The sequence below is a fragment of the Pseudomonas sp. W5-01 genome, from assembly GCF_046540435.1.
GTDB lineage: Bacteria > Pseudomonadota > Gammaproteobacteria > Pseudomonadales > Pseudomonadaceae > Aquipseudomonas > Aquipseudomonas graminis_B.
Window position 1 is genome coordinate 504144 of the sequence record NZ_JAXCIP010000001.1, and the last position, 19517, is coordinate 523660.

General features: G+C 61.7%; 17 protein-coding genes. 8 read left to right on the forward strand and 9 right to left on the reverse strand.

Going from position 1 to position 19517, the window contains the following annotated elements:
• The first annotated feature begins 63 nt into the window (after positions 1-63).
• From SLW75_RS02115 to SLW75_RS02130, 4 genes are all read left to right on the forward strand, one after another.
• Positions 64-387 (forward strand): hypothetical protein, encoded by a 324-nt coding sequence (locus SLW75_RS02115; RefSeq protein WP_410933399.1) that lies wholly within the window; start codon positions 64-66, stop codon positions 385-387.
• 69 nt (positions 388-456) lie between these two features.
• Positions 457-828: a hypothetical protein gene (locus SLW75_RS02120; RefSeq protein WP_410933400.1), complete on the forward strand. Its 372-nt coding sequence runs from the start codon at positions 457-459 to the stop codon at positions 826-828.
• Between the two features lie 474 nt (positions 829-1302).
• The gene (locus SLW75_RS02125; protein ID WP_410933401.1) at positions 1303-1989 is read left to right on the forward strand and encodes a hypothetical protein; all 687 of its coding nucleotides are present in this window, start codon (positions 1303-1305) and stop codon (positions 1987-1989) included.
• A 119-nt stretch (positions 1990-2108) separates the two neighbouring features.
• Positions 2109-2828 carry a hypothetical protein gene (locus SLW75_RS02130; protein ID WP_410933402.1) on the forward strand — a complete coding sequence of 240 codons (720 nt, stop codon included), beginning with the start codon at positions 2109-2111 and terminating at the stop codon, positions 2826-2828.
• 124 nt (positions 2829-2952) lie between these two features.
• On the opposite strand, the gene SLW75_RS02135 is transcribed toward SLW75_RS02130, so the two are convergent.
• From SLW75_RS02135 to SLW75_RS02160, 6 genes are all read right to left on the reverse strand, one after another.
• Entirely contained in the window at positions 2953-3339 is a 387-nt protein-coding gene (locus tag SLW75_RS02135; protein ID WP_410933403.1) for a nuclear transport factor 2 family protein, read from the reverse strand.
• Between the two features lie 61 nt (positions 3340-3400).
• A complete protein-coding gene (locus SLW75_RS02140) occupies positions 3401-4144 on the reverse strand; it encodes an SDR family oxidoreductase (RefSeq protein WP_410933404.1) in 744 nt (247 codons plus the stop codon).
• A 114-nt stretch (positions 4145-4258) separates the two neighbouring features.
• Positions 4259-5362 carry an alkene reductase gene (locus tag SLW75_RS02145; protein WP_410933405.1) on the reverse strand — a complete coding sequence of 368 codons (1104 nt, stop codon included), beginning with the start codon at positions 5360-5362 and terminating at the stop codon, positions 4259-4261.
• A gap of 58 nt (positions 5363-5420) precedes the next feature.
• Complete coding sequence (locus SLW75_RS02150; protein ID WP_410933406.1) at positions 5421-6002, reverse strand: TetR/AcrR family transcriptional regulator; 582 nt, start codon at positions 6000-6002, stop codon at positions 5421-5423.
• Positions 6003-6072: 70 nt separating this feature from the next.
• Positions 6073-6558, reverse strand: coding sequence for a GNAT family N-acetyltransferase (locus SLW75_RS02155; RefSeq protein WP_410933407.1), 486 nt, complete (start codon positions 6556-6558; stop codon positions 6073-6075).
• A gap of 17 nt (positions 6559-6575) precedes the next feature.
• A complete protein-coding gene (locus SLW75_RS02160) occupies positions 6576-7496 on the reverse strand; it encodes a LysR substrate-binding domain-containing protein (protein WP_410933408.1) in 921 nt (306 codons plus the stop codon).
• Positions 7497-7626: 130 nt separating this feature from the next.
• On the opposite strand from SLW75_RS02160, the gene SLW75_RS02165 reads away from it, so the two are divergent.
• Both SLW75_RS02165 and SLW75_RS02170 read left to right on the forward strand, forming a co-directional pair.
• A complete protein-coding gene (locus SLW75_RS02165) occupies positions 7627-8016 on the forward strand; it encodes a RidA family protein (protein WP_065988989.1) in 390 nt (129 codons plus the stop codon).
• Between the two features lie 122 nt (positions 8017-8138).
• Positions 8139-8834: a tRNA (adenine(22)-N(1))-methyltransferase gene (locus tag SLW75_RS02170; RefSeq protein ID WP_410933409.1), complete on the forward strand. Its 696-nt coding sequence runs from the start codon at positions 8139-8141 to the stop codon at positions 8832-8834.
• 67 nt (positions 8835-8901) lie between these two features.
• Here SLW75_RS02170 and SLW75_RS02175 read toward each other — a convergent pair whose 3' ends face one another.
• Positions 8902-10323, reverse strand: a complete 1422-nt coding sequence (locus tag SLW75_RS02175) for a sugar porter family MFS transporter (RefSeq protein WP_065988991.1) — start codon at positions 10321-10323, stop codon at positions 8902-8904.
• A gap of 109 nt (positions 10324-10432) precedes the next feature.
• Positions 10433-13126, reverse strand: coding sequence for an ATP-binding protein (locus SLW75_RS02180; protein ID WP_410933410.1), 2694 nt, complete (start codon positions 13124-13126; stop codon positions 10433-10435).
• Positions 13127-13419: 293 nt separating this feature from the next.
• Here SLW75_RS02180 and SLW75_RS02185 point away from each other — a divergent pair, with 293 nt between their 5' ends.
• A complete protein-coding gene (locus SLW75_RS02185) occupies positions 13420-16323 on the forward strand; it encodes a chemotaxis protein CheB (protein WP_410933411.1) in 2904 nt (967 codons plus the stop codon).
• 14 nt (positions 16324-16337) lie between these two features.
• The gene (locus SLW75_RS02190) at positions 16338-18593 is read left to right on the forward strand and encodes a putative bifunctional diguanylate cyclase/phosphodiesterase (RefSeq protein ID WP_065988995.1); all 2256 of its coding nucleotides are present in this window, start codon (positions 16338-16340) and stop codon (positions 18591-18593) included.
• Here the strand turns inward: SLW75_RS02190 and SLW75_RS02195 are convergent.
• Positions 18546-19388, reverse strand: coding sequence for a phosphatase PAP2 family protein (locus SLW75_RS02195; protein ID WP_410933412.1), 843 nt, complete (start codon positions 19386-19388; stop codon positions 18546-18548). The two genes, SLW75_RS02190 and SLW75_RS02195, sit on opposite strands and share 48 nt — an antisense overlap.
• Positions 19389-19517 lie beyond the last annotated feature (129 nt).

Sequence of the window (19517 nt, forward strand, 5' to 3'; positions counted from 1 at the left end):
CATCGACGACCAACGTTATATGGGACCATGCTACTTATAGTAGTTTTCAAAGACAGGGAAACTATGATCGTCTATGAACATTTAGCCGCGTTGATCGCGGAAACTGAAATGCTTGATAAGCTTGGCACTCTCTATGTCCAGCGGGAAAGGTGGCGCGTAGACCCTACGCAGGTAGAGATCATGCTTCTGATCGGCGATGACGAGCTTGAGGACCTGAATGATGAAGGCACGCCCTTATTGGCAGCACGAAGAAATGCCCGATATTTTATTGATGTTGAGATATTTCAAAGTGTTATTGAATTGCAGCGCGAAAAGAACTCCGCATCCCGTGTTGATGATTACGTCTTTGCTCTCAACTATTATCTTGAGAACGACGATTTTTATTAAATCAATGGCCAGGGCCTAAGCAGCAGGCAGGCAGCCTATCTTTGCCTGATTAAAAGAGAGTGGTGTTAAATGGCGTCGCCAAATCTAGATAAATTGCATCGCGAAATAAGCGAGACCCGTTTCTTCGAGGGATTATCCGCTGTCGACAATTGGGACGAAGCCCTTGGTCAACGGGGTCAGGCGGAATTTGATAATGCATGGACCGAGAGTCAACGAGCATTAAGCAGCAAGCATTATCTACATCATGCTGACGAGATCGAGGTTACGAATCTCCGTGAGTCAGTATTCAAGGCCGTGTTTCGACTGACCTCCAATGCAGAAGCAGCTGGGTATGTCTCGGACGACTTTGGGCTGATCGGTGAAGCTGTCTCCAAAGGTTGTCTCAGCGAGTGGATTGAGTGGCTCCTCAAGGTTTACAGATCCGGAAAGTTTCCATGGTAAATAACCATTTCCGTCCTTGATCAAAGATCAGTGCGTCCTGACGCCGACGACTATCTGGCAGGGCTTATTTATTATCGCGAGAATGATGATTTCATGGAGTGACACCTGAGGTAGGTGCTCAGGGTTGTGACTGCACTGACACAAAGACCCAGGCCACAAGTCCCGAGCGCAGCCCAACACTCACTGCTTAGACTCGGGCAGTCGGTCGCATTGGCCGATACCCCCACTTCGGGCGCAGCAGCTATAGGTTGTGCGACACTTGCGTTGTCACGCCGAAGACAGGAAAGGATGCCCACCATGCAGCACACCAAAATCTAACCGCTTACCCCGGATGAGATCCCGCACTTGGGGGATGACGGCTACCCTCCAGCGCCCTCAGCAGTAGACTGCAGGCTTGAGGTGCCGAGCTCGGTTCGTCATAAGTGAGTGAATGGGCCGACCAGTGACGCTCAAATAAGCAGTAGGGAATTACTGATGTTTGACACAGATCCACACCGTTTCATGTCCATCATCTTCAGCACCTGGCTGTTGTTCACGATGCAAGCGGTGTTTTCTGCAGGTATTTTGCCCAGCCTTTTATTTTTCCCAATGTGCGCGGCGGAGGTGTGGCTGAGTTGGTGGTGTTTCGATTGCGCTTACCGCACCGAAAAATTCACCCGATATGCCAATCTCAGACTTTTTCTGAATCTCGCCTTTGCACCAGGTTTTACATTTCTCCTGGTATTGATCGCCGCCTATAAGCAATTGAGATTAGGACCACTCACATCACTTTCATTGGCTTGCATTCCGCTGCTCATCGCATTCGTCATCTACTTAGCGCTGTACAGGTGGAGAAGCCGAACGACGGTACTGGTTGCCCGGGGAAATCGGGTCGAGGTGACCGCACCTCCTTTCCGAAACCAGTCGCTGCAGGGCGGAATAGGGGCGGCACTGTCGAGCATGATCTACCCTATGGTCAATTCCTACGACTCTCCCGCTTTATTGCTTGCCTTTATCTTTTTCGCAATCTCACTGTTCATGCTCTTTTACCATCGGGTCAGTATTGCCTCTCTTCGCAGTTTGAAGGAGCAGGAGCTCAAGGAGCGGGTGAGCTACACGTTCATGGAGGTGGAGAGGATACGCGCACGGCGTGCTGCCTCATTCGTAGGCCGCTGGTCATGATGGTTCTGTGTATCCGCATCGAAGAAAAAATCGTTAGAGTGGGTGTGGGAAGATTAGCCCGCCGCGCGATGTGCGATAGGTACACACCCCGGTAGCCCATGCAAGGAGCTAGCGTCTAAATGTCCACTATCTACGATCCTGACGCCCGTACTGTCAACGCCCTGACACGGACGCTTTTCATAGTTGTCATGGGCTTGGGTGCCGTTGGTCTCTTGCGCTCAGCCACAGACGGATGGGTGTACGGGCTGCTGTTTTTCTTGCTCTCAGGTTATACGCTTTACATGAGATATTGGTGTGAGCGTTATACGACATTCGCCCTGAGTTACCTCACTTTGATGATTTTTCTCTTGGCCCTTGCCCCCGCGTGGGTCAGTTACACCGTGGTCACGGATGACTTGGGAGGATCTCCGACTGAGGGACGTATAACCGCCGGGTTGATATTGGGTTTCATCGCGACGCTGTATGCTGGCCTTTATCTAACGCCTCCTCGAGGGTTCGCGTTCGACGTATCCGATAACAGGGTTTCATTTTCCGTATCTTCCACATCCGCGGGAGCGGAAGGGTTGATTGCCGGTGTTGGGACCTTGGCCGCAGGTGCAGTGATTAAATCAGTCACTCCGTTCACCACGGGCATTTTGATCATTCTGATTTTCCTGTTTGCCACCGTTTGCATGCTGATCCACGCTCGCGACCGTATCAGGGGGTTACGCACACTGCGCATGAGAGAAAAGAACAGGCTCACGCCTTACACGTTCATGCAGATTGATGAAATACGCGAAGCACGCAGCCGCTGGTGGCTGGGCAGGCTGTTCAACTGGCTTGCCTCCAGACGCCGCTAGTCAGGCGCCAGCTTGGCGAGTCACATTCGATCCCCAATGGGGATCGGAACCCGGCGCGCCTTGCCTGGATTGGGCTCCGGCTGGCCCATCCACCCAATTCACTTACAACTCACCGCTCGAAAACCTACCCCTCAAACTGGTGATAAACCTTCGCAATCACCTTCCAGTCCCCATTGATCTTGATCAGCGTCAGGTAGTCGTTGTAATCCGCGCCAATCGCGTCCTTCTCCATGTCCACTCGCACCACAGCCGTAGTCGGGGTAATAGCCAGCACATCCAGACGCGTCGTGATGTCCGCCGCTTTACCGTTGCTCTCAACGAAGTCATACAAGTTGCTGATCGGCCCGCCCAGCAATTGGCCGTTGGTGAAACCGTACATCACCGCCTTTTCATGAAAGGCCTGTTTGATGGTCGCAACACTGCCTTCACGCAGCCCTTCAACGTAGCGGCTGGCGGTGGTGATGACGGCGTTGTAGTCGTGGGTGGCAACGGCTTTGATGTTCTTGCTCATGTTTATGACTCCAGGGTTTGAGTTAGATAAGCGATAGCTTCAATGACCAACAGCCGCGCCATCACCAGTCCTGTCGGGTGGGTGAAATGATCAGGTCGTTAACGGTGACGTTGGCCGGCTGATTCAGCGCGTAGATCACGGCGCGGCTGATGTCTTCCGGCGCGATGGCGATCTCGTTGAGCGCTTGTGCGGCTTTGCGGCCGGCGGGGTCGGTGACTTTGTCGGCCCAACCGGTGTTGATGACGCCGGGGCTGACGGTGTTGACGCGGATGCCGTGGTGCACGCCCAGCTCCTTGCGCATGGATTCGGTCATGGCCTGCACGAAGAATTTGGTCGCGCTGTAGACGCCGGCGCCGGGGCCGACTTGATGCCCGGCCACCGAATCCATGTTGAGGATCTGCCCGGATTTCTGTTCGAGCATGAAGGGCAGGGCGGCGGCGATGGTGTTCAGGTAACCCTTGATGTTGACGTCGATCATGGCGTTCCAGTCCTGGGTCACGAGGTCAACCCAGTGGGAGAACAGCATCAGGCCGGCGTTGTTGACGAGGATGTCGACGGAGCCGTAAGTGTCTTTGGCGAACTGCGCCAGTGCGCGAGTCTGTTCAGCGTCGGTCACGTCGGTGACGAAGCTGGACGCCTCAAAGCCCGCTCCGCGGAGTTCGCTGACCAACGCGGCGAGGCCTTTCTCATCCAGCGCAGCAGCCACAACGTTAACCCCTTGGGCGGCCAATGCTCGGGCGGTTGCAGCGCCGATGCCTGAAGACGCACCGGTGACGATGGCGGTTTTCTTGTCCAGATAATTCATGATCATGTTTCCTTAAATTCAAGGCGTGCGGGCAGCGTCGGCTTTCCTGGGAAAGCCTTGCCGTTCAGCCGTTAGTGAATGCGGTGCTAGAAAACGCTGCGGTCGCCAGCGCTGTTAGTAAGTGCCCAGCGGCCAGTCGGTGTAGCCCCTGGCGCCGCCGCCGTAATAGCTTTCGCGCGGAGCGATGGTCAGTTCGGCGCCGTGGCGCAGACGCGCGACCAGGTCCGGGTTGGAGATGAACAGGCGACCGAACGCGACGGCGTCGATCTTGCCCTCGGCGCGGCGTTCGACGGCCATGTCCAGGTCGTAGTTGTTGTTGCCAATGAACGGACCGTTGAACTGGGCACTCAGCGCATCCATGTCGACGCCTGCCGGCACTTCACGGGAGGTGGCGGTCGCGCCTTCGACAAAGTGCAGGTACGCCAGATTGAAACGGTTCAACTGCTGAATCAGGTAACCGTGCAACGCCATGACGTTGCTGTCCGGCGGCGTGTTACCCGCATCCGGCGTGACGGGCGACAGGCGAATCCCGACGCGGTCGTTGCCCCAGATGTCGACGATGGCCTGGGTGACTTCCAGCGTCAGCCGGGCACGGTTTTCGATGGAGCCGCCATATTGATCGGTGCGCTGATTGGTGGAGTCGCGCAGGAACTGGTCGAGCAAATAGCTGTTCGCCGAGTGGACCTCGACGCCGTCGAACCCTGCGCGCTTGGCGTTCTCGGCCGCGTGTTTGTACTGCTCGATGATGCCGGGGATTTCGTCGGTTTCCAGTGCACGGGGCATCGACACCGGCACAAAGCCGTCGACCGTGTAGGTGTTGCCCTCGGCCTGAATGGCGGACGGCGCGACCGGGGCTTCGCCGTTGGGCTGCAGGTCGACGCTGGAGAATCGGCCCACATGCCAGAGCTGGCTGACGATCTTGCCGCCGGCCGCGTGCACGGCGTCGGTGACTGTGCGCCAGCCGGCGACCTGCGCGTTGCTCCAGATCCCGGGCGTCGCTGCATAGCCGCGTCCCTGGGCCGAGATGTTGGTGGCTTCGGCCACGATCATTCCGGCGGTGGCGCGCTGGGCGTAATAGGTGGCGTGGAGTTCACCGGGCACGCCGTCTTCTTCATAGCGGCTGCGGGTGACGGGTGCCATGACAATGCGGTTGGCCATTTCGATGGCGCCCATCTGCACGGGGGAAAACAAGTCGGTGCTATTACTGATATCAATCATTGAGAATTACTCGCATATTTGACCGGTCGTCTACCAATCTTTGAAAAAAAAGCGCCTGCTACCGCAGCAGGCGTTGGGTCAGGCGCATGGCCGTGTCGAAGGACGTAGTGGACTTGTTCACCTTCACCAAAAGGGAAGCGCCCAGCCACAGTTGGTACAGGGTTTCGGCGAAGGCTTCGCTGCCTTCTTCGATGTGCAGACTGCCGTCTGCCACGCCCATGTCGACGCAGGCGGTGATGCGCTTGATGATCTTCGCCGTGCCAGCCTCCAGCACCCTGCGCATGTCTTCGGACAGGTCGCAGACTTCCGGACCCAGCTTGACCACCAGGCATTTGCCTTCCGGATGATCGGTGCCCTGGGTTTCGATCCAGTAGTCGAAGTAGGCCAGCAGCTTTTCAGCGCCGCTGCCTGATCGCGTCATGACGGTGTCGACGCGGCCCAGGTACTCGGAGAAGTACTCATCGAGCAACGCGGCGCCGAACTCTTCCTTCGATTTGAAGTAGTAGTAGAACGAGCCCTTGGGCACGCCCGCCGCGCTCACCACTTCTGCCAGGCCCACGGCGGTGTAGCCCTTATGGGTCATCAACGACTTGGCCACGTCGATGATGTGTTGGCGCATTTCCAGATTGGGTTTCTTCATAATGCGCAGCACCTTAAAACAAAACTGACCGGTCGTCTACAAATTGGCAGGTGCCCGCGATGAACGGTGCTCATGTCAGGCGCATCCCCATTTCAAACGCCCGAGTGTCGAAGCCAAGCTCTTCATACAACCGCCGCGCATGGGTGTTGAAGCCCCACACTGACAAGCGAATGTCCTGGGCGCCGCGCTCCTGCGCCCACCCTTGCACTCGCTCAATAAGCCCACGCCCCAGGCCTTTGCCCCAGAAAACCTGGGCCACGCATACCGAGCCGATCCGCGCGAACGCCATCGGCTGCAGCAATGGCCCACCCGCTGAAAACATCCCCGCGCTGACAAACCCCGCCGCCCGAACCCCGACAAACGCCAGGAAAATAACCTGCTCCGGATTGTTCAGAAACCCGCTCCAGTGAGGGGCATCGCGCAGGTAATCCCGGGTTTCAGCCGCATAAATATCAGGACGTTCTGCATGGTGAATGGCGTTGAGCAACTGCCCCAGCTCGCAGATCACTGCCACGTCCTCAACCGTCGCCTCTCGGTAGCTGATCACTTCGTCCATCGCACCTTCATCCTTGTTTAATCGTGAGATCGGCTGTTGTACCCGTCGCCCATCAACTCCACAACCCAGTCGATGAACACCCGCAGCTTGAGGCTGATGTGCCGGTTGGGCGGGAAGGCCACGTACATCGGCATCGATTCCAGCTGCCAGTCTTTGAACAGCGACACTAATTCACCACTGCGCACTGACGGCTCGGCCATGTACTCCGGCAGCCAGAGGGCACCCATGCCGGCAAGGCCTGCCGCGAGGTACGCATTGCCGTCGTCCACCGTGAGCAGGTAGCGGCTTTGCACCTGAACCCTTTCGCCGTCCCGTTGCAGCACCATCGGGAACAGCTGCCCGGTGCGCGCCCAGCGATAACCGACGATGCGGTGCTGCGGGTCTTCGAGGTCACGGGGGTAATCCGGGGTGCCCGCGCGCTGCAGATAAGCAGGCGACGCGTAGACGCCCAGCTTCAGGTCGGTGATGTGCCGGGCCATCAGCGATTGGTCGGTCAGCTCGCCGCCGCGGACCACGCAGTCGACGTTCTCGCCGATGAGGTCGATCATCCGGTCGCTCACGCCCAGGTCGATCTGGATGTCGGGGTAGCGGGCGTTGAAGTCCGGCAGCGCCGGGATCAGCACCATGCGCGCGAATGGGCTGGGCACATCAACACGCAGTCGTCCTCGGGGCAAGGCGGAGGCAGCGGACAGACCGGTTTCCGCATCGTCCAGATCCGCCAGCACGCGCAGCGCCCGTTCGTAGAACACCGCGCCGTCGGCCGTGACATTGACCTTGCGCGTGGTGCGGTTGAGCAGCTTGACCCGCAGCCGCGCTTCGAGCTGCTGCACCAATTGCGTCACCGTGGTCTTGCTCATGTGCAAGGTACCGGCGGCCTTGGTGAAGCTGCCGGTTTCCACGACTCGAACGAACGCCTGCATCGCGTCGAAACGGTCCATCGCGCCACCTGATTGTTTGGGGAAAGCAAACAGTCTTGATCAACGCTGCTGGTTTATCCAGCGAATCCGCGGCCCTACAGTCTGCCCACCGAAACCACGGAGCCTCCCGCTCCGCTGAAGGAGAAAGCCCATGACTGTTCGTGACGTTGTATTCCCCCCTGGCCGCCACGCGCTGTACGAGCGCAATCGCTACTCGCCGGCAATCAAATCCGCCGGCTTGCTCTTTGTCTCCGGGCAGGTCGGCAGCCGCGAAGATGGCTCGCCCGAACCCGATCTGCGCGCCCAGGTCCGCCTGGCCTTCACTCACCTCAATGCCATTCTCAACGCCGCCGGCTGCACCTTCGATGACGTGATTGACGTCACCGTGTTCATGGTCGATCCGCAGTCGACCTTCGAAACCGCCTGGGAGGTGGTGCCGGAGTTCTGGGGCGAAGCGCCGCATCCGACCATTACAGCCGTGGGCGTGACCTGGCTGTATGGCTTCGATTTCGAGATCAAGGTCATCGCCAAGCTGCCTTAGTACCCGACGCTCAATCCGCCGGCCCCGCGTTAACGCAGTTGAAATCCGCGCCATGGCCGGACAGACTCACGCCCCGTTTCGGCAGGTCGTGCCGGGCGGTGGCGAGAATAGGGGCGGCAAGGTTGAACGAACACACATTGTCCAGGCGCCTGGAGCGCGTGGCGGCGCTGGTGCCTGCCGACGCGCGACTGGCCGACATCGGCTCCGATCACGCGTATCTGCCGGTGGCCTTAATGCGCCGAGGGCTCATTGCGATGGCCGTGGCGGGGGAGGTGGCGACGACGCCTTTCAGCGCCGCGCAACGGACGGTGCGCGAGAACGGTTTCGAGGCGCACATTCGCGTGCGTCTGGCTGACGGCCTTGCAGCGGTTGAGGTGGAAGACGGTATCGACACGATCAGCCTCTGCGGCATGGGGGGCGAGACGATTCGAGACATTTTTGAGGCCGGCAAAGCGCGGCTCAACGGAAGGGAGCGGCTGATTCTGCAGCCCAACGGCGGCGAGCCTGAGCTGCGCCAGTGGCTGATGGACAACGCGTATCGCATCGTCCACGAGGACGTGCTGCGGGAGAACCGCTTCGACTACGAAATCATCGTCGCCGAACCCAGCGGACCGGTGGTCTACAGCCCTGAAGCCCTATACTTCGGCCCGCTGTTGATGCTCGAACGCAGCCCGGCGTTCATCGACAAATGGCAGCGGCGGCTGCGTAACAAGCAGCGCACCCTGGTCGGCTTGCAGCGGGCGCGGCAGGGAGTCTCGGAACACACGTTGCACGACACCGCGCAGCAAGTGCGCTGGATCACCGAATTGCTCGGCTGAACGAGCCCGGTCTCAGCCCCTCGGTTTCAAAGTCCCGGACCCAAGGCCCGGGACGCGAAACCCCGTCTTAAAGCTCCTTCTTCATGTGCTTCTCGATCTGCTCCAGGGACTTGCCCTTGGTTTCCGGCAGGCACAGGAAGACGAAGATCAGCGAGCCGATGTTGATCGCCGCAAACACGAAGAAGGTCGGGTTGCCGATCGTGTCCACCGCGATCGGGAAGAGGAACGCGACCGTGGCGTTGAACAGCCACTGCATCGACACCGCCGTACCGGTCAGCAGCCCGCGCACCTGCATCGGGAACAGCTCGGACATCAGCAGCCAGTAGACCGGCGAGATGCACATCTGCATGAACAGCAGGAACACCAGAATGCACGCCAGCGCGGCATAGCTCTGGGTCAGGTTCTGCGGCATGAACATCAGCACGCAACCCAGCGCCGCCTGCATCATGATCACGATGACCAGACCGGTCATCAGCAAGTGCCGACGCCCGTAACGGCCGATGGCCCAGATCCCCAGCAGCGTGGCGATGACCGACACGATGCCGTTGCCGATGGTCGCGGTCAGTGCAGCGTTGGTGCCCATGCCGGTGTGTTTGAGGATGATCGGCGTGTAGTACATGAACGCGTTGACGCCGGTGAACTGCGCGGTAAAGCCCAGCCCGACACCGATCAGCAACAGCTTCAACACCCACGGCTGACGCAGCAGATCGCGAGCGGCGACGCGCTTGTGGGCTTCTTTTTCCTGGGCTTTCATTTCCTCGACTTCGCGCTTGGCGGCGTCTTTGGTGTCACGCAGTTGTTCGAGCACGTCTTGCGCTTCATCGAAGCGGCCTTTGGAGGCCAGCCAGCGCGGCGACGGCGGCACGAAGAACGTACCGATCAGCAGCAACACGCCCGGGACCATCGCGATGGCCAGCATGTAGCGCCAGATACCGGGGGTGTGCAGCAACGCCGCGAGCACGGCGCTGAGCACGTAGGCCAGCAACTGGCCGCTGACGATCATCAGCTCGTTGCGGCTGACCAGTCGGGCGCGACGAGAAGGCCCTGCGATCTCGGCGATGAACACCGGCACCGTCGCCGAGCCCCCGCCAACCGCGATACCCAGCAGAAAACGCGCGGCGACCATGAACGGCACCGAGGGCGCCGTGGCCGTGCCGAGTGCACCGACGATGAACAACAGCGACAGCATGCGCAGGGTCACGCGTCGGCCAAAACGGTCGGAGAGGTAGCCGCTGGCCAGTGAGCCGAAGGCGGCGCCGACGATCAGCGACGCGGTAATCAGCCCTTCGCTGACCGGGTTCAGGCCAAGACCGCCCTGATCGAGGGGCAAGGTCATGAAGGGCAGAGCGCCCGCGATGATGCCCGTGTCGTAACCGAAAGCGAGTGCGCCCATGGTGGCGACAAGGACCGAGATGAAAATCAGACGACGCGGCGACGTGCGCTGCTCGTCTGGTTGGCCTATGGCGGCGGATGGGGTGCTGGAAGACATGGAAACCTAAACCTCTCGTGGAACGGGCGTTATGCCGGTTCGCTGACGTCGTGGTTAGGGGCATGCCGGCCCTGTGAGTTCCATGGGTCGGTGTAAAAAAGCTGACTGATCAGTCATCCACCCCGCGGCCGTCGCGCTCCGCAGGGGGCGAGGGGGGTGACGCCGTGAGTATGTCGCTGACCTTCCGCGTGAAGCTGTCCATGCCGAAAGGCTTGAGCAGTACGGCCATTCCGGCTTCGAGCTGGTCACCGCCCACCGCCGAATTTTCCGCGTAGCCGGTGACAAACAGCACATTCAGCGAAGGCAGCAGCGCACGGGCGGCATCGGCGACCTGCCGGCCATTCATGCCGCCGGGCAGCCCGACATCGGTCACCAGCAGATCGATCGAGGTCATCGACCGCAGCATCTGCAGGCCCGACGGTCCGTCCATGGCTTCGGTGACGGCATAACCGCGCTCGCGCAGGGCGTCGCACATCAGCATCCGCACGTGGGGTTCGTCGTCAATCACCAGAACGGATTCGCCACTGCTGCGGTTCTGGGGTGCGCTGCGGGCTGGGGCCAAATGGCTGTCTCCCAGGTAACGCGGCAAATACAGCGAAACCGTCGTGCCTGCGCCGTGGGTGGAACGCGCCTGAATCGTCCCGCCGGACTGGTGCACGAAGCCGTGAATCATTGACAGCCCCAGGCCCGTGCCCTGGCCGATGGGTTTGGTGGTGAAGAACGGGTCGAAAATCCGATCGAGAATCTCCGGGGCGATCCCCATGCCGGTGTCGCTGACACTGATTTCCACGAAGTCGCCTTCGGGCAGCTGCGCGGCCACTCCCGCGGCGCTGTCTGAGGACACGTTGCGGGTCTGCACCGTGAGTTCGCCGCCTTCCGGCATGGCGTCGCGGGCGTTGAGGGTGAGGTTGACCAGCGCGCTTTCCAGCTGCGGCGCGTCGATCTTGCTCAGCCACAGGTCACCGCTGGCGATCGTCCGCGTGCCGATGGAGGGGCCGAGGGTCGAAGAGATCAGCTGACCCATCCCCGCCACCAGGCGGTTGACGTCGGTCGGCTTGGGGTCGAGGGTCTGGCGACGGGAAAACGCCAGCAGCCGCTGGGTGAGCTGGGCGGCGCGATTGGCCGAGTCATGGGCCGCGCTGACGTAGCGGTCCAGGCCGTCCACCCGGCCGTTGGCGATGCGCCGCTCGATCATTTCCAGGCTGCCGAGAATCCCGGCGAGCAAGTTGTTGAAGTCGTGGGCGATGCCGCCGGTGAGTTGTCCCACGGCTTCCATCTTCTGCGCCTGGCGCAGGGCCGAGTGGGCTTCAGACAATTCCCGGGTACGGGCCAGCACCCGCTGTTCGAGGGTTTCGTTGGCGCTCTGCACCTGCTGGAACAGCGTCGCGTTATCGATGGCGATGGCGGCCTGAGCGGCGAGCGCCGACATCAGTGCTTCGTGACGCGCGCTGAACTGCGCCGGCTCCGAGTGCCCGTAGAACAGTCCGCCGAGCACCTCCCCCGAGCGCGACACCACCGAGACTGCCAGGTAGCTGCGCACCGGCGCATGGCCGGCCGGCAAGCCGAAATGCGGCGTGATGCCGCCATAGCGTGGGTCCGGCAAAATGTCGTCGGAGCGCATCACGCCCTCGGTGAGGAACGCCGGCGCGAACACCGGGCTCGCCCGCGGGCCTGGCAACCGGGCCAATTCCGTGGGCGGCGCGCCAGACAGCGTAAAGAGATCGAAGTGATCGCCCGCGACGTTGTGAAAGTAGCCGCCGATGTGTGCGCCGGTCATCTCTCGTCCGGCATCGGTCACGGTCTGTACCAGTCGTTTGAGGTCCAGGTCGAGGGCCAGCTCGGCGTTCACCCGATTCAGTGTCTCCAGCGTGCGGGTTTCCTCGCGCAGTGCCGCCTCACTGGCCTCCAGCGCCGCCCGGGAGATATGCGCCTCGGTGACGTCGTGGCCTTCGCAGAAAATACCCGTCACCTGGCCGGCATCATCGAGCAGCGGCTCATAGATAAAATCCAGGTAGCGCACTTCGCACGGGGCGTCCGGGTGACTGAGCTGGATCGGGGTGTGTTGTTGAACCAGGCGCTCGCCGGTGCGGTAAACCCCGTCGAGCCACTCATAAAAGCCCTGGCCTGCAAGCTCCGGGAATGCCTCGTAGATGGTTTTGCCGACGTAATCGCGCTCGCCGAACAGCCGGGTGTAGGACTGGTTGACGAATTCGAAGCGGTGCTCGGGGCCATGGAGCACCGTGATGAAGCCGGGCGCCTGCTCGAACATCTTGCGTTGACGGACGAGTTGGTCCGTACGGCGACGCTCGGCGAGAATCCGGTCAGTGACCTCGTGGCCCTGATTGAGGATGCCCGCGATGCGCCCGTTTTCCCCGCGGATCGGCGTGAAACTGTAGTTCCACCACGTCTCCACCAAGCTCCCGCCACGCTCCATCATCAACCGCTGGTCGAACGCCGAAAAGCCCTCGGCATCCCGGACGGCGGCTTCGAGCTGCGGCCCGACGACGTCCCAGATAATCGGCCAGACCTCCCGCGCCGGGTGGCCCAGTACCGCCGGGTGACGATCCGCCGGGATCGGTGCCCAGGCGTCGTTGTACAGCAGGCAGAAGTCTTCGCCCCAGTAGATCGCGGTCGGGAAGCTGGAGTGCAGGCAGATGCTGATGGCCGAGCGCAGAGACTGCGGCCACGCTGCCGGATCCCCCAGTGACGTCGACGCCCAGTCGAAATCCCGGATCAACTGCCCCATCTCACCCCCACCCAGCAGGAAATCCAGCGGGCCAATTTGTACGTTGTCCGACTTCATGGGCGACATCTCGACACAGTGGTTCAGAGAAAGGGATGGACTGGGGGCGCGGGAAGAGATTTCCGCTTCTGGATGAACGGCATTGACGCGCGACGCTGTGACCCGGCATATGTAGAGTATGGCACAGCGCTATCAGGGACAGGCCGGGCGTCAGTGTGACATTAATGCAGGCGCCTGTCTGGCTTGTTGACCCGTCGGGGCGACTCATCGGCGAGGCCTGGCGGCCTATCCGCCATTGCCCGACCGGCCGGCAGCGGGCATCATCCGCGTCCATTTGCCACATGAGGGATCCCGTGTCCGACATCGCGCAGCACCACCGCCCCCAGGGCCGACTGCTCGTCGGCCTTGGCGCGTCCGCGGGCGGTCTGGAAGTGCTGCAGCGCTTCCTGAGCCTGATGCCGAGCGATTCGGGCATGAGCTTTCTGGTGATCCAGCACCTTGCACCGACCACGCCCAGCCTGCTCACCGAAATCCTCGCCCGTTCGACCGGCATGAGGGTCGTCGAGGCCACCCATGGCGCGCCGCTCGACGCCGACACCGTGTATGTGATCCCGCCGCACTATGGCTTGAGCGTGACGGCCGACACGCTGGTCCTGACCCGCTACGAGGGCGAGCGCGGTCACCCTCTGCCCATCGACGCCTGCTTCGCCTCAATGGCCGAGCACCATGGGACGAGGGCGGTCGGCGTGATTCTGTCCGGTACCGGTGCGGACGGCACCGCCGGCTGCCGGGCGATCCTCGATCACGGCGGCAGAACCCTGGTGCAGTGGCCGGAGGAGGCGACCTACAGCGGCATGCCCGACAGCGCGATCCAGGCGGGCAACGCCAGTCATGTGATGAGCGTCGAGCAAATGCCCGGCGTACTGACCGGCGGCACGGACCCGGACGGCCCGGCACCGTCGACGACGCAGGGCGACGCCATCGAGCAGATTCTGCTGCACCTGCGCACCATGACCGGCCACGACTTCACCCAGTACAAGAAGAGCACCATCGCGCGGCGCATCGAGCGACGGCTGCAGATCATGCACCTCGCCAGTCAGGACGACTACCTGCGGCTGCTGCAGGGCTCGGCGGAGGAATGCAAGTCGCTGTTCAGCGAATTGCTGATCAACGTCACCCAGTTCTTTCGTGACCCGGCCGCGTTCACGGTCATGCAGCGGCAGATCCTCCAGCCGATGATCGACGCCAAGGCGGGCGATGAGCCGCTGCGGGTGTGGATTGCCGGTTGCGCCACGGGTGAAGAGGCCTACTCGGTGGCCATCGTTCTGCACGAGCTCCTGCATCCGCAGGGTCAGGCTGCCGGCGTGGCGCCGGGCATTCAGGTGTTCGCCACCGACCTGGACGCCGATGCCATCAGCATCGCCCGCGCCGGGTTCTACCCGCTTTCCGTCGCCCGTGACGTCGGCGCCGAGCGCCTGGAGCGCTATTTCAGTCGCGTCGAAGGCGGTTACCGGGTGAAGAAGGAAATCCGCGAGATGATCGTGTTCGCGGTGCAGAACGTGATCAAGGATCCGCCCTTCACCCGTATCGATCTGCTGTGCTGCCGCAACCTGATGATCTACCTGGGGCATGCGCTGCAGAACCGCCTGATCCCGACCTTTCATTACGCGCTCAAGCCTGACGGCGTGCTGTTTCTCTCGCCTTCCGAGAGCATCGGCGGGCATGCCACACTGTTCACGCCGTTGCAGCGCAAATGGAAGTTCTACCGGGCCGTGAAGACTCGAACCCCTAAATCCATGCCGATGGACAGCACGCTGTCGTGGCTGCCCAGCCCCATCAGCCGACCCCCGGACCGCCCCGCGACCATGACCAAGGAAACCAACATTGCCGAACTGACCCGTCGGGCGCTGCTGCAGGACTTTGGCCCTGCCTCGGTGGTCACTGATCTGACCGGCAACATTCTGTATGTCCACGGCGACACCGGCCGCTACCTGCGCCCTGCGCCGGGGCAACCCAGCCTCAACGTCGTCGAAATGGCCCGCGAAGGCCTGCAGCTGGACCTGCGCAGTGCGGTGCAGCGTGCCGCCCTCAGCGCCGAGCCGACTGCCACCCGGCCGCTGCCGGTCAGCGGTGACGGCGCGACGCGCTGGGTCAGCCTCAGCGTGCGCCGGATGGGCAACACGGCTCAGGGCGAGCAGTTGCTCCTGATCACGTTCCAGGAACCGGCCAGCGGCGCGGACATTCCGCCCGACGCGGTACCGGATACCGCCGCACATCTGGCGCCCGATCGGGTCAGGCTGCTGGAGCACGACCTGGCGTACACGCGGGAGAACCTGCAGGCGACCATTGATGAGTTGCAGCACCTGAACGAGGAGCTGGGCGCGGCCAACGAAGAGATGCAATCGACCAACGAAGAATTGCAGTCGTCCAACGAGGAGCTGGAAACCTCCCGTGAAGAGCTGCAATCGGTCAACGAGGAGCTGGTCACGGTCAATGCCGAGCTTCAAACGAAGATCGAACAGCTCGGCGACATGCAAAATGACATGAAGAACCTCCTCGACAGCATCAATATCGGGACTATATTTCTTGACACAAAGCTGATCATTCGCCGCTTCACGCGCGACGCCGTGAAGATCTACCGCCTGATCCCCAAGGATGTGGGGCGGCCACTGGCCGATATCTCTTCGTACATTCACTCCATGGACCTGCTGGTCCCCGCACAGGAGGTGCTCGACATGTTGATCCCGCAAGAGATCGAACTGTGCACTGTGTCGGGCAACTGGTTCCTGGCGCGGCTGGCACCGTACCGCACGCTGGACAACGTCATTGACGGCGTGGTCATGACCTTTCACGACATCAACAGCCGCATCGCCAACCAGAAGGCCGTGCAGGCGGCGCGCGAGTTGGCCGAAGCCATCGTCGACACGGTCATCGAGCCGCTGCTGGTGCTGGACGAAGACCTGTGCGTCGTGTCCGCCAGTCGGTCCTACTACCGCACCTTTCCGACGACCGAGCCGCTGACCACCGGTCGCACACTCTTTGAACTCAACAACCGCCTGTGGGACATCCCGGCGCTGCGGCAAAAGCTCGGCACCCTGCTGGAGAACGACACCAGTTTCGACGGCTTCGTCGTGGAACATGAACTGACCGATGCAGGCCCGCGGGCGATCACCCTGAACGCCCGTCGGGTGGTGGGAGACGCGACGCGGCCGCACCTGATTCTTCTGGCGATGCAGCCTGACACTTCACACGCCTGAGGTGCGGGACGACCATGAAAACCCCGCCTTTCGAGCCCCATATCGTTCATCCGGCGAACCCTCCCGACATCCCGGACCCGGACGACAACGCCCGGCTGCTGCATGACCTGCAATTGCACCAGGCCGAGTTGCAGATGCAGAACGAGGAACTGCGCGTTGCCCAGTCCGCACTGGAGGCCTCCCGCGACCTCTACCTGGATTTGTACGAAAACGCGCCGGTGGGTTACCTCACGCTGACGCGCCAAGGGGTCATTGAAGCCGTCAACCGCACCGGCGAGACGCTGCTGACCTACCCGCGCCACCGCCTGTTGCAACGGCGCTTTGCCGGCCGCGTCGTCAGCCGGGACCGCGACCACTGGCAGCAGGTATTCGCCCGAGTCTGTCGCACCGGGCAAGCGGAGGAGTGCGATCTCAGCCTGGAGCGCACCGACGGCACGCACTGGCAGGCCCGGCTGAACTGCGTGCGCCACGGCGGCGAGACGAGCGGCATCCGTGTGACCCTGACCGACCTCACCGCGCGCCGGCAGATCGAACATCGCCTCAACCTCGCTGCCAGCGTATTCACCCACGCGCGGGAGGGCATCATGATCACTGACCCGACCGGCGCGATCATCGAGGTCAACGACGCGTTCACCACCATCACCGGCTATGAACGCGATGAGTCGACGGGCAAGAACCCGCGCTTTCTTGCCTCCGGCATGACCCCGCGTGCCGAGTACGTCAGCCTCTGGCGCAGCCTGCTGACCGAGCATTACTGGCAGGGCGACTTGTGGAACCGCCGGCGCGACGGCTCGGCCTATGCCGCGCGACAGACCATTACCGCCATCGTCGACGCCCACGGCGTCACCCAGCATTACGTCTCGCTGTTCACCGACGTCACCGAACTGCACAGCTACCAGCGGCAGCTGGAATACGTGGCCCACTACGACCCGCTGACCCACTTGCCCAACCGCGTTTTGCTCGCCTCGCGCATGCAACAGGCGATGGCCGATGCCTTGGGCAACGGCACCCGGCTGGCATTGGGTTACCTGGACCTGGACGGCTTCAAGGCGATAAATGACCTGCACGGCCATGACGTGGGGGACCGGGTACTGTCCAGCGTGTCCCGGCGCATGCAGAACGTCCTGAACGAGGCCTGCACGCTGGCGCGTCTGGGGGGAGACGAATTTGTGGCGCTGATCGTCGATCTTGACCAGCTCTGCGACAGCGCGCCGATCCTTGAACGTCTGCTCACGGCCGCCAGCGAGGTGGTGCAGGTGGGCGCGCTGAACCTGACGCTGTCGGCGAGCATCGGCGTCAGCTACTACCCGCAGGATAACGAGATCAGCGCCGATCAACTGCTGCGCCAGGCCGATCAGGCGATGTACCAGGCGAAACTCGAGGGCAAGAACCGTTTCCACGTGTTCGATGCACAGCATGACCAGGAGATGCGTGGGCACAACGCGCGTCTGGACCGTATCGATCAGGCCATTCGCGAGGGGGAACTGCGCCTGTATTTTCAGCCCAAGGTCAACCTGCGCACGGGCGCGGTCGTCGGTGCGGAAGCCCTGCTGCGCTGGGAGCATCCGGAGCGCGGACTGCTGTTGCCGGGCAGTTTTCTGCCGCTGATCGAAAGCAGCTCACTGGCGGAGGTGGTGGGTGAGTGGGTGCTCGAAAGTGCCTTGAGCCAGATCGAGCGCTGGCAACGGGAAGGGCTGCATCTGGCGGTGAGTATCAATGTCGGGGCACGGCAACTTCAGCACCCTGATTTTGTGGCGAACCTGACCGAGCGACTCGCAGCACACCCTGATGTCGGGCCGGAAATGCTGATGATCGAGATCCTCGAAACCAGCGCGCTGGAAGACGTCGAAGGCGTCTCGCGCACGTTGCGTGCGTGCGAGCAACTGGGCGTGCGCTTTGCCCTGGACGATTTCGGCACAGGGTATTCGTCCCTCAGCTACTTGAAGCGCTTGCCGGTGGCGCAACTGAAGATCGATCAGACGTTCATTCACGGCATGCTCGACGCCCCCGGCGATATCTCGATCCTGCAGGCGATACTGGGGCTGGCCAGCGCGTTCGGTCGCGAAGTCATCGCCGAGGGCGTCAACAGCCCCGCCCAGGCGTCACGCCTGTTGCAGCTCGGTTGTGAGATCGGCCAGGGTTTCGGCATCGCCGAGCCAATGCCGGCGACGCTGATTCGCGGCTGGATCGACGCCTGGATGGCTGACCCGCTCATGCCACATTTACAGATCGGTGACTCCGTTGGGCCCGGACACCGACCGCTTCCGTAGCGCGGGACTGGCCTCCTCGACGGGCCCAGGGGCAAGCTGTCGCCAGCCATAGAAGGCGAGGGCAGTGAGCAGCGCACCGATCCACACGATCACCCCGGCCCAGAACGTGTGCGACATGAAATGCCAGCCTTGCAGGACGCGCGTGGTGCCGTAGATCGCCCCTAGAATCATCGAGGCATACAGGATCGCGCGGGCGTGGCGCCATTGATACCGGCGCGCGACGAAGTACAGCGCGACCATGGTGAAGCCGCCGGAGGCATGCCCACCCGGCCAGCAGCGACCGGCGCCGGCTTCATGGAGCAGGCTGAAATTCTCGAACCACTCCTTCTTCTCCATCGTCCCGCCGTACAGCGTCGTTTCGACCGGGCAGTAGATGCTGGTGTGGCTTTTGAAGAAGTGGATCATGCCGGTGGTCACGGCGAACGAGACAACGATGAACAGGAAGTCCCGCCGGTGGCGGGCGGTGAAGCGCAGCAGCGGGGCGATGCGCAACCTCTCCAGCGACCTGATAAGCCGGTCGTGTCGCCCCGGTTTCAACAGCGGCCAGAGGAATGACAGGAGCGAGCCGATGATCGCGGCTTCCCCCGTGAGGTCGGGAATGATCCGCGGCCAGCGGTGGGTCAGGTTTTCAAACAGGCGATTGTGGCCAAACGGGAATTCGTGATTCGGGTCATACAGCCAGTTGCTGATGACCTCGTCCAGCGAAGTCAGGTCGAAGACCACGAATATCGCCAGGGCAATGGCGATCGGTAAACCCAGGTTCCAGGCATAAAATCGTGATCGTTGGTTTCGCACGCTGAGTGTCCCGATAAGTGGGGTTCATAACTTCGCCGGGAAATAATTCGGCGCTGACGGAAATTACGGGTGACCGGGTCAGCTCGCGGTGAAGACGATGTGAAAACGGCGTTGATAGATACGGCGTGC

Excerpts from the sequence above, each read along its gene's own strand:
- SLW75_RS02115 (WP_410933399.1), top strand. The coding sequence starts at position 64 with ATGATCGTCTATGAACATTTAGCCGCGTTGATCGCGGAAACTGAAATG.
- SLW75_RS02120 (WP_410933400.1), top strand. The coding sequence starts at position 457 with ATGGCGTCGCCAAATCTAGATAAATTGCATCGCGAAATAAGCGAGACC.
- SLW75_RS02180 (WP_410933410.1), bottom strand. The coding sequence starts at position 13,126 with ATGAAGTCGGACAACGTACAAATTGGCCCGCTGGATTTCCTGCTGGGT.
- SLW75_RS02125 (WP_410933401.1), top strand. The coding sequence starts at position 1,303 with ATGTTTGACACAGATCCACACCGTTTCATGTCCATCATCTTCAGCACC.
- SLW75_RS02145 (WP_410933405.1), bottom strand. The coding sequence starts at position 5,362 with ATGATTGATATCAGTAATAGCACCGACTTGTTTTCCCCCGTGCAGATG.
- SLW75_RS02165 (WP_065988989.1), top strand. The coding sequence starts at position 7,627 with ATGACTGTTCGTGACGTTGTATTCCCCCCTGGCCGCCACGCGCTGTAC.
- SLW75_RS02190 (WP_065988995.1), top strand. The coding sequence starts at position 16,338 with ATGAAAACCCCGCCTTTCGAGCCCCATATCGTTCATCCGGCGAACCCT.
- SLW75_RS02175 (WP_065988991.1), bottom strand. The coding sequence starts at position 10,323 with ATGTCTTCCAGCACCCCATCCGCCGCCATAGGCCAACCAGACGAGCAG.
- SLW75_RS02155 (WP_410933407.1), bottom strand. The coding sequence starts at position 6,558 with ATGGACGAAGTGATCAGCTACCGAGAGGCGACGGTTGAGGACGTGGCA.
- SLW75_RS02135 (WP_410933403.1), bottom strand. The coding sequence starts at position 3,339 with ATGAGCAAGAACATCAAAGCCGTTGCCACCCACGACTACAACGCCGTC.
- SLW75_RS02130 (WP_410933402.1), top strand. The coding sequence starts at position 2,109 with ATGTCCACTATCTACGATCCTGACGCCCGTACTGTCAACGCCCTGACA.
- SLW75_RS02160 (WP_410933408.1), bottom strand. The coding sequence starts at position 7,496 with ATGGACCGTTTCGACGCGATGCAGGCGTTCGTTCGAGTCGTGGAAACC.
- SLW75_RS02140 (WP_410933404.1), bottom strand. The coding sequence starts at position 4,144 with ATGAATTATCTGGACAAGAAAACCGCCATCGTCACCGGTGCGTCTTCA.
- SLW75_RS02150 (WP_410933406.1), bottom strand. The coding sequence starts at position 6,002 with ATGAAGAAACCCAATCTGGAAATGCGCCAACACATCATCGACGTGGCC.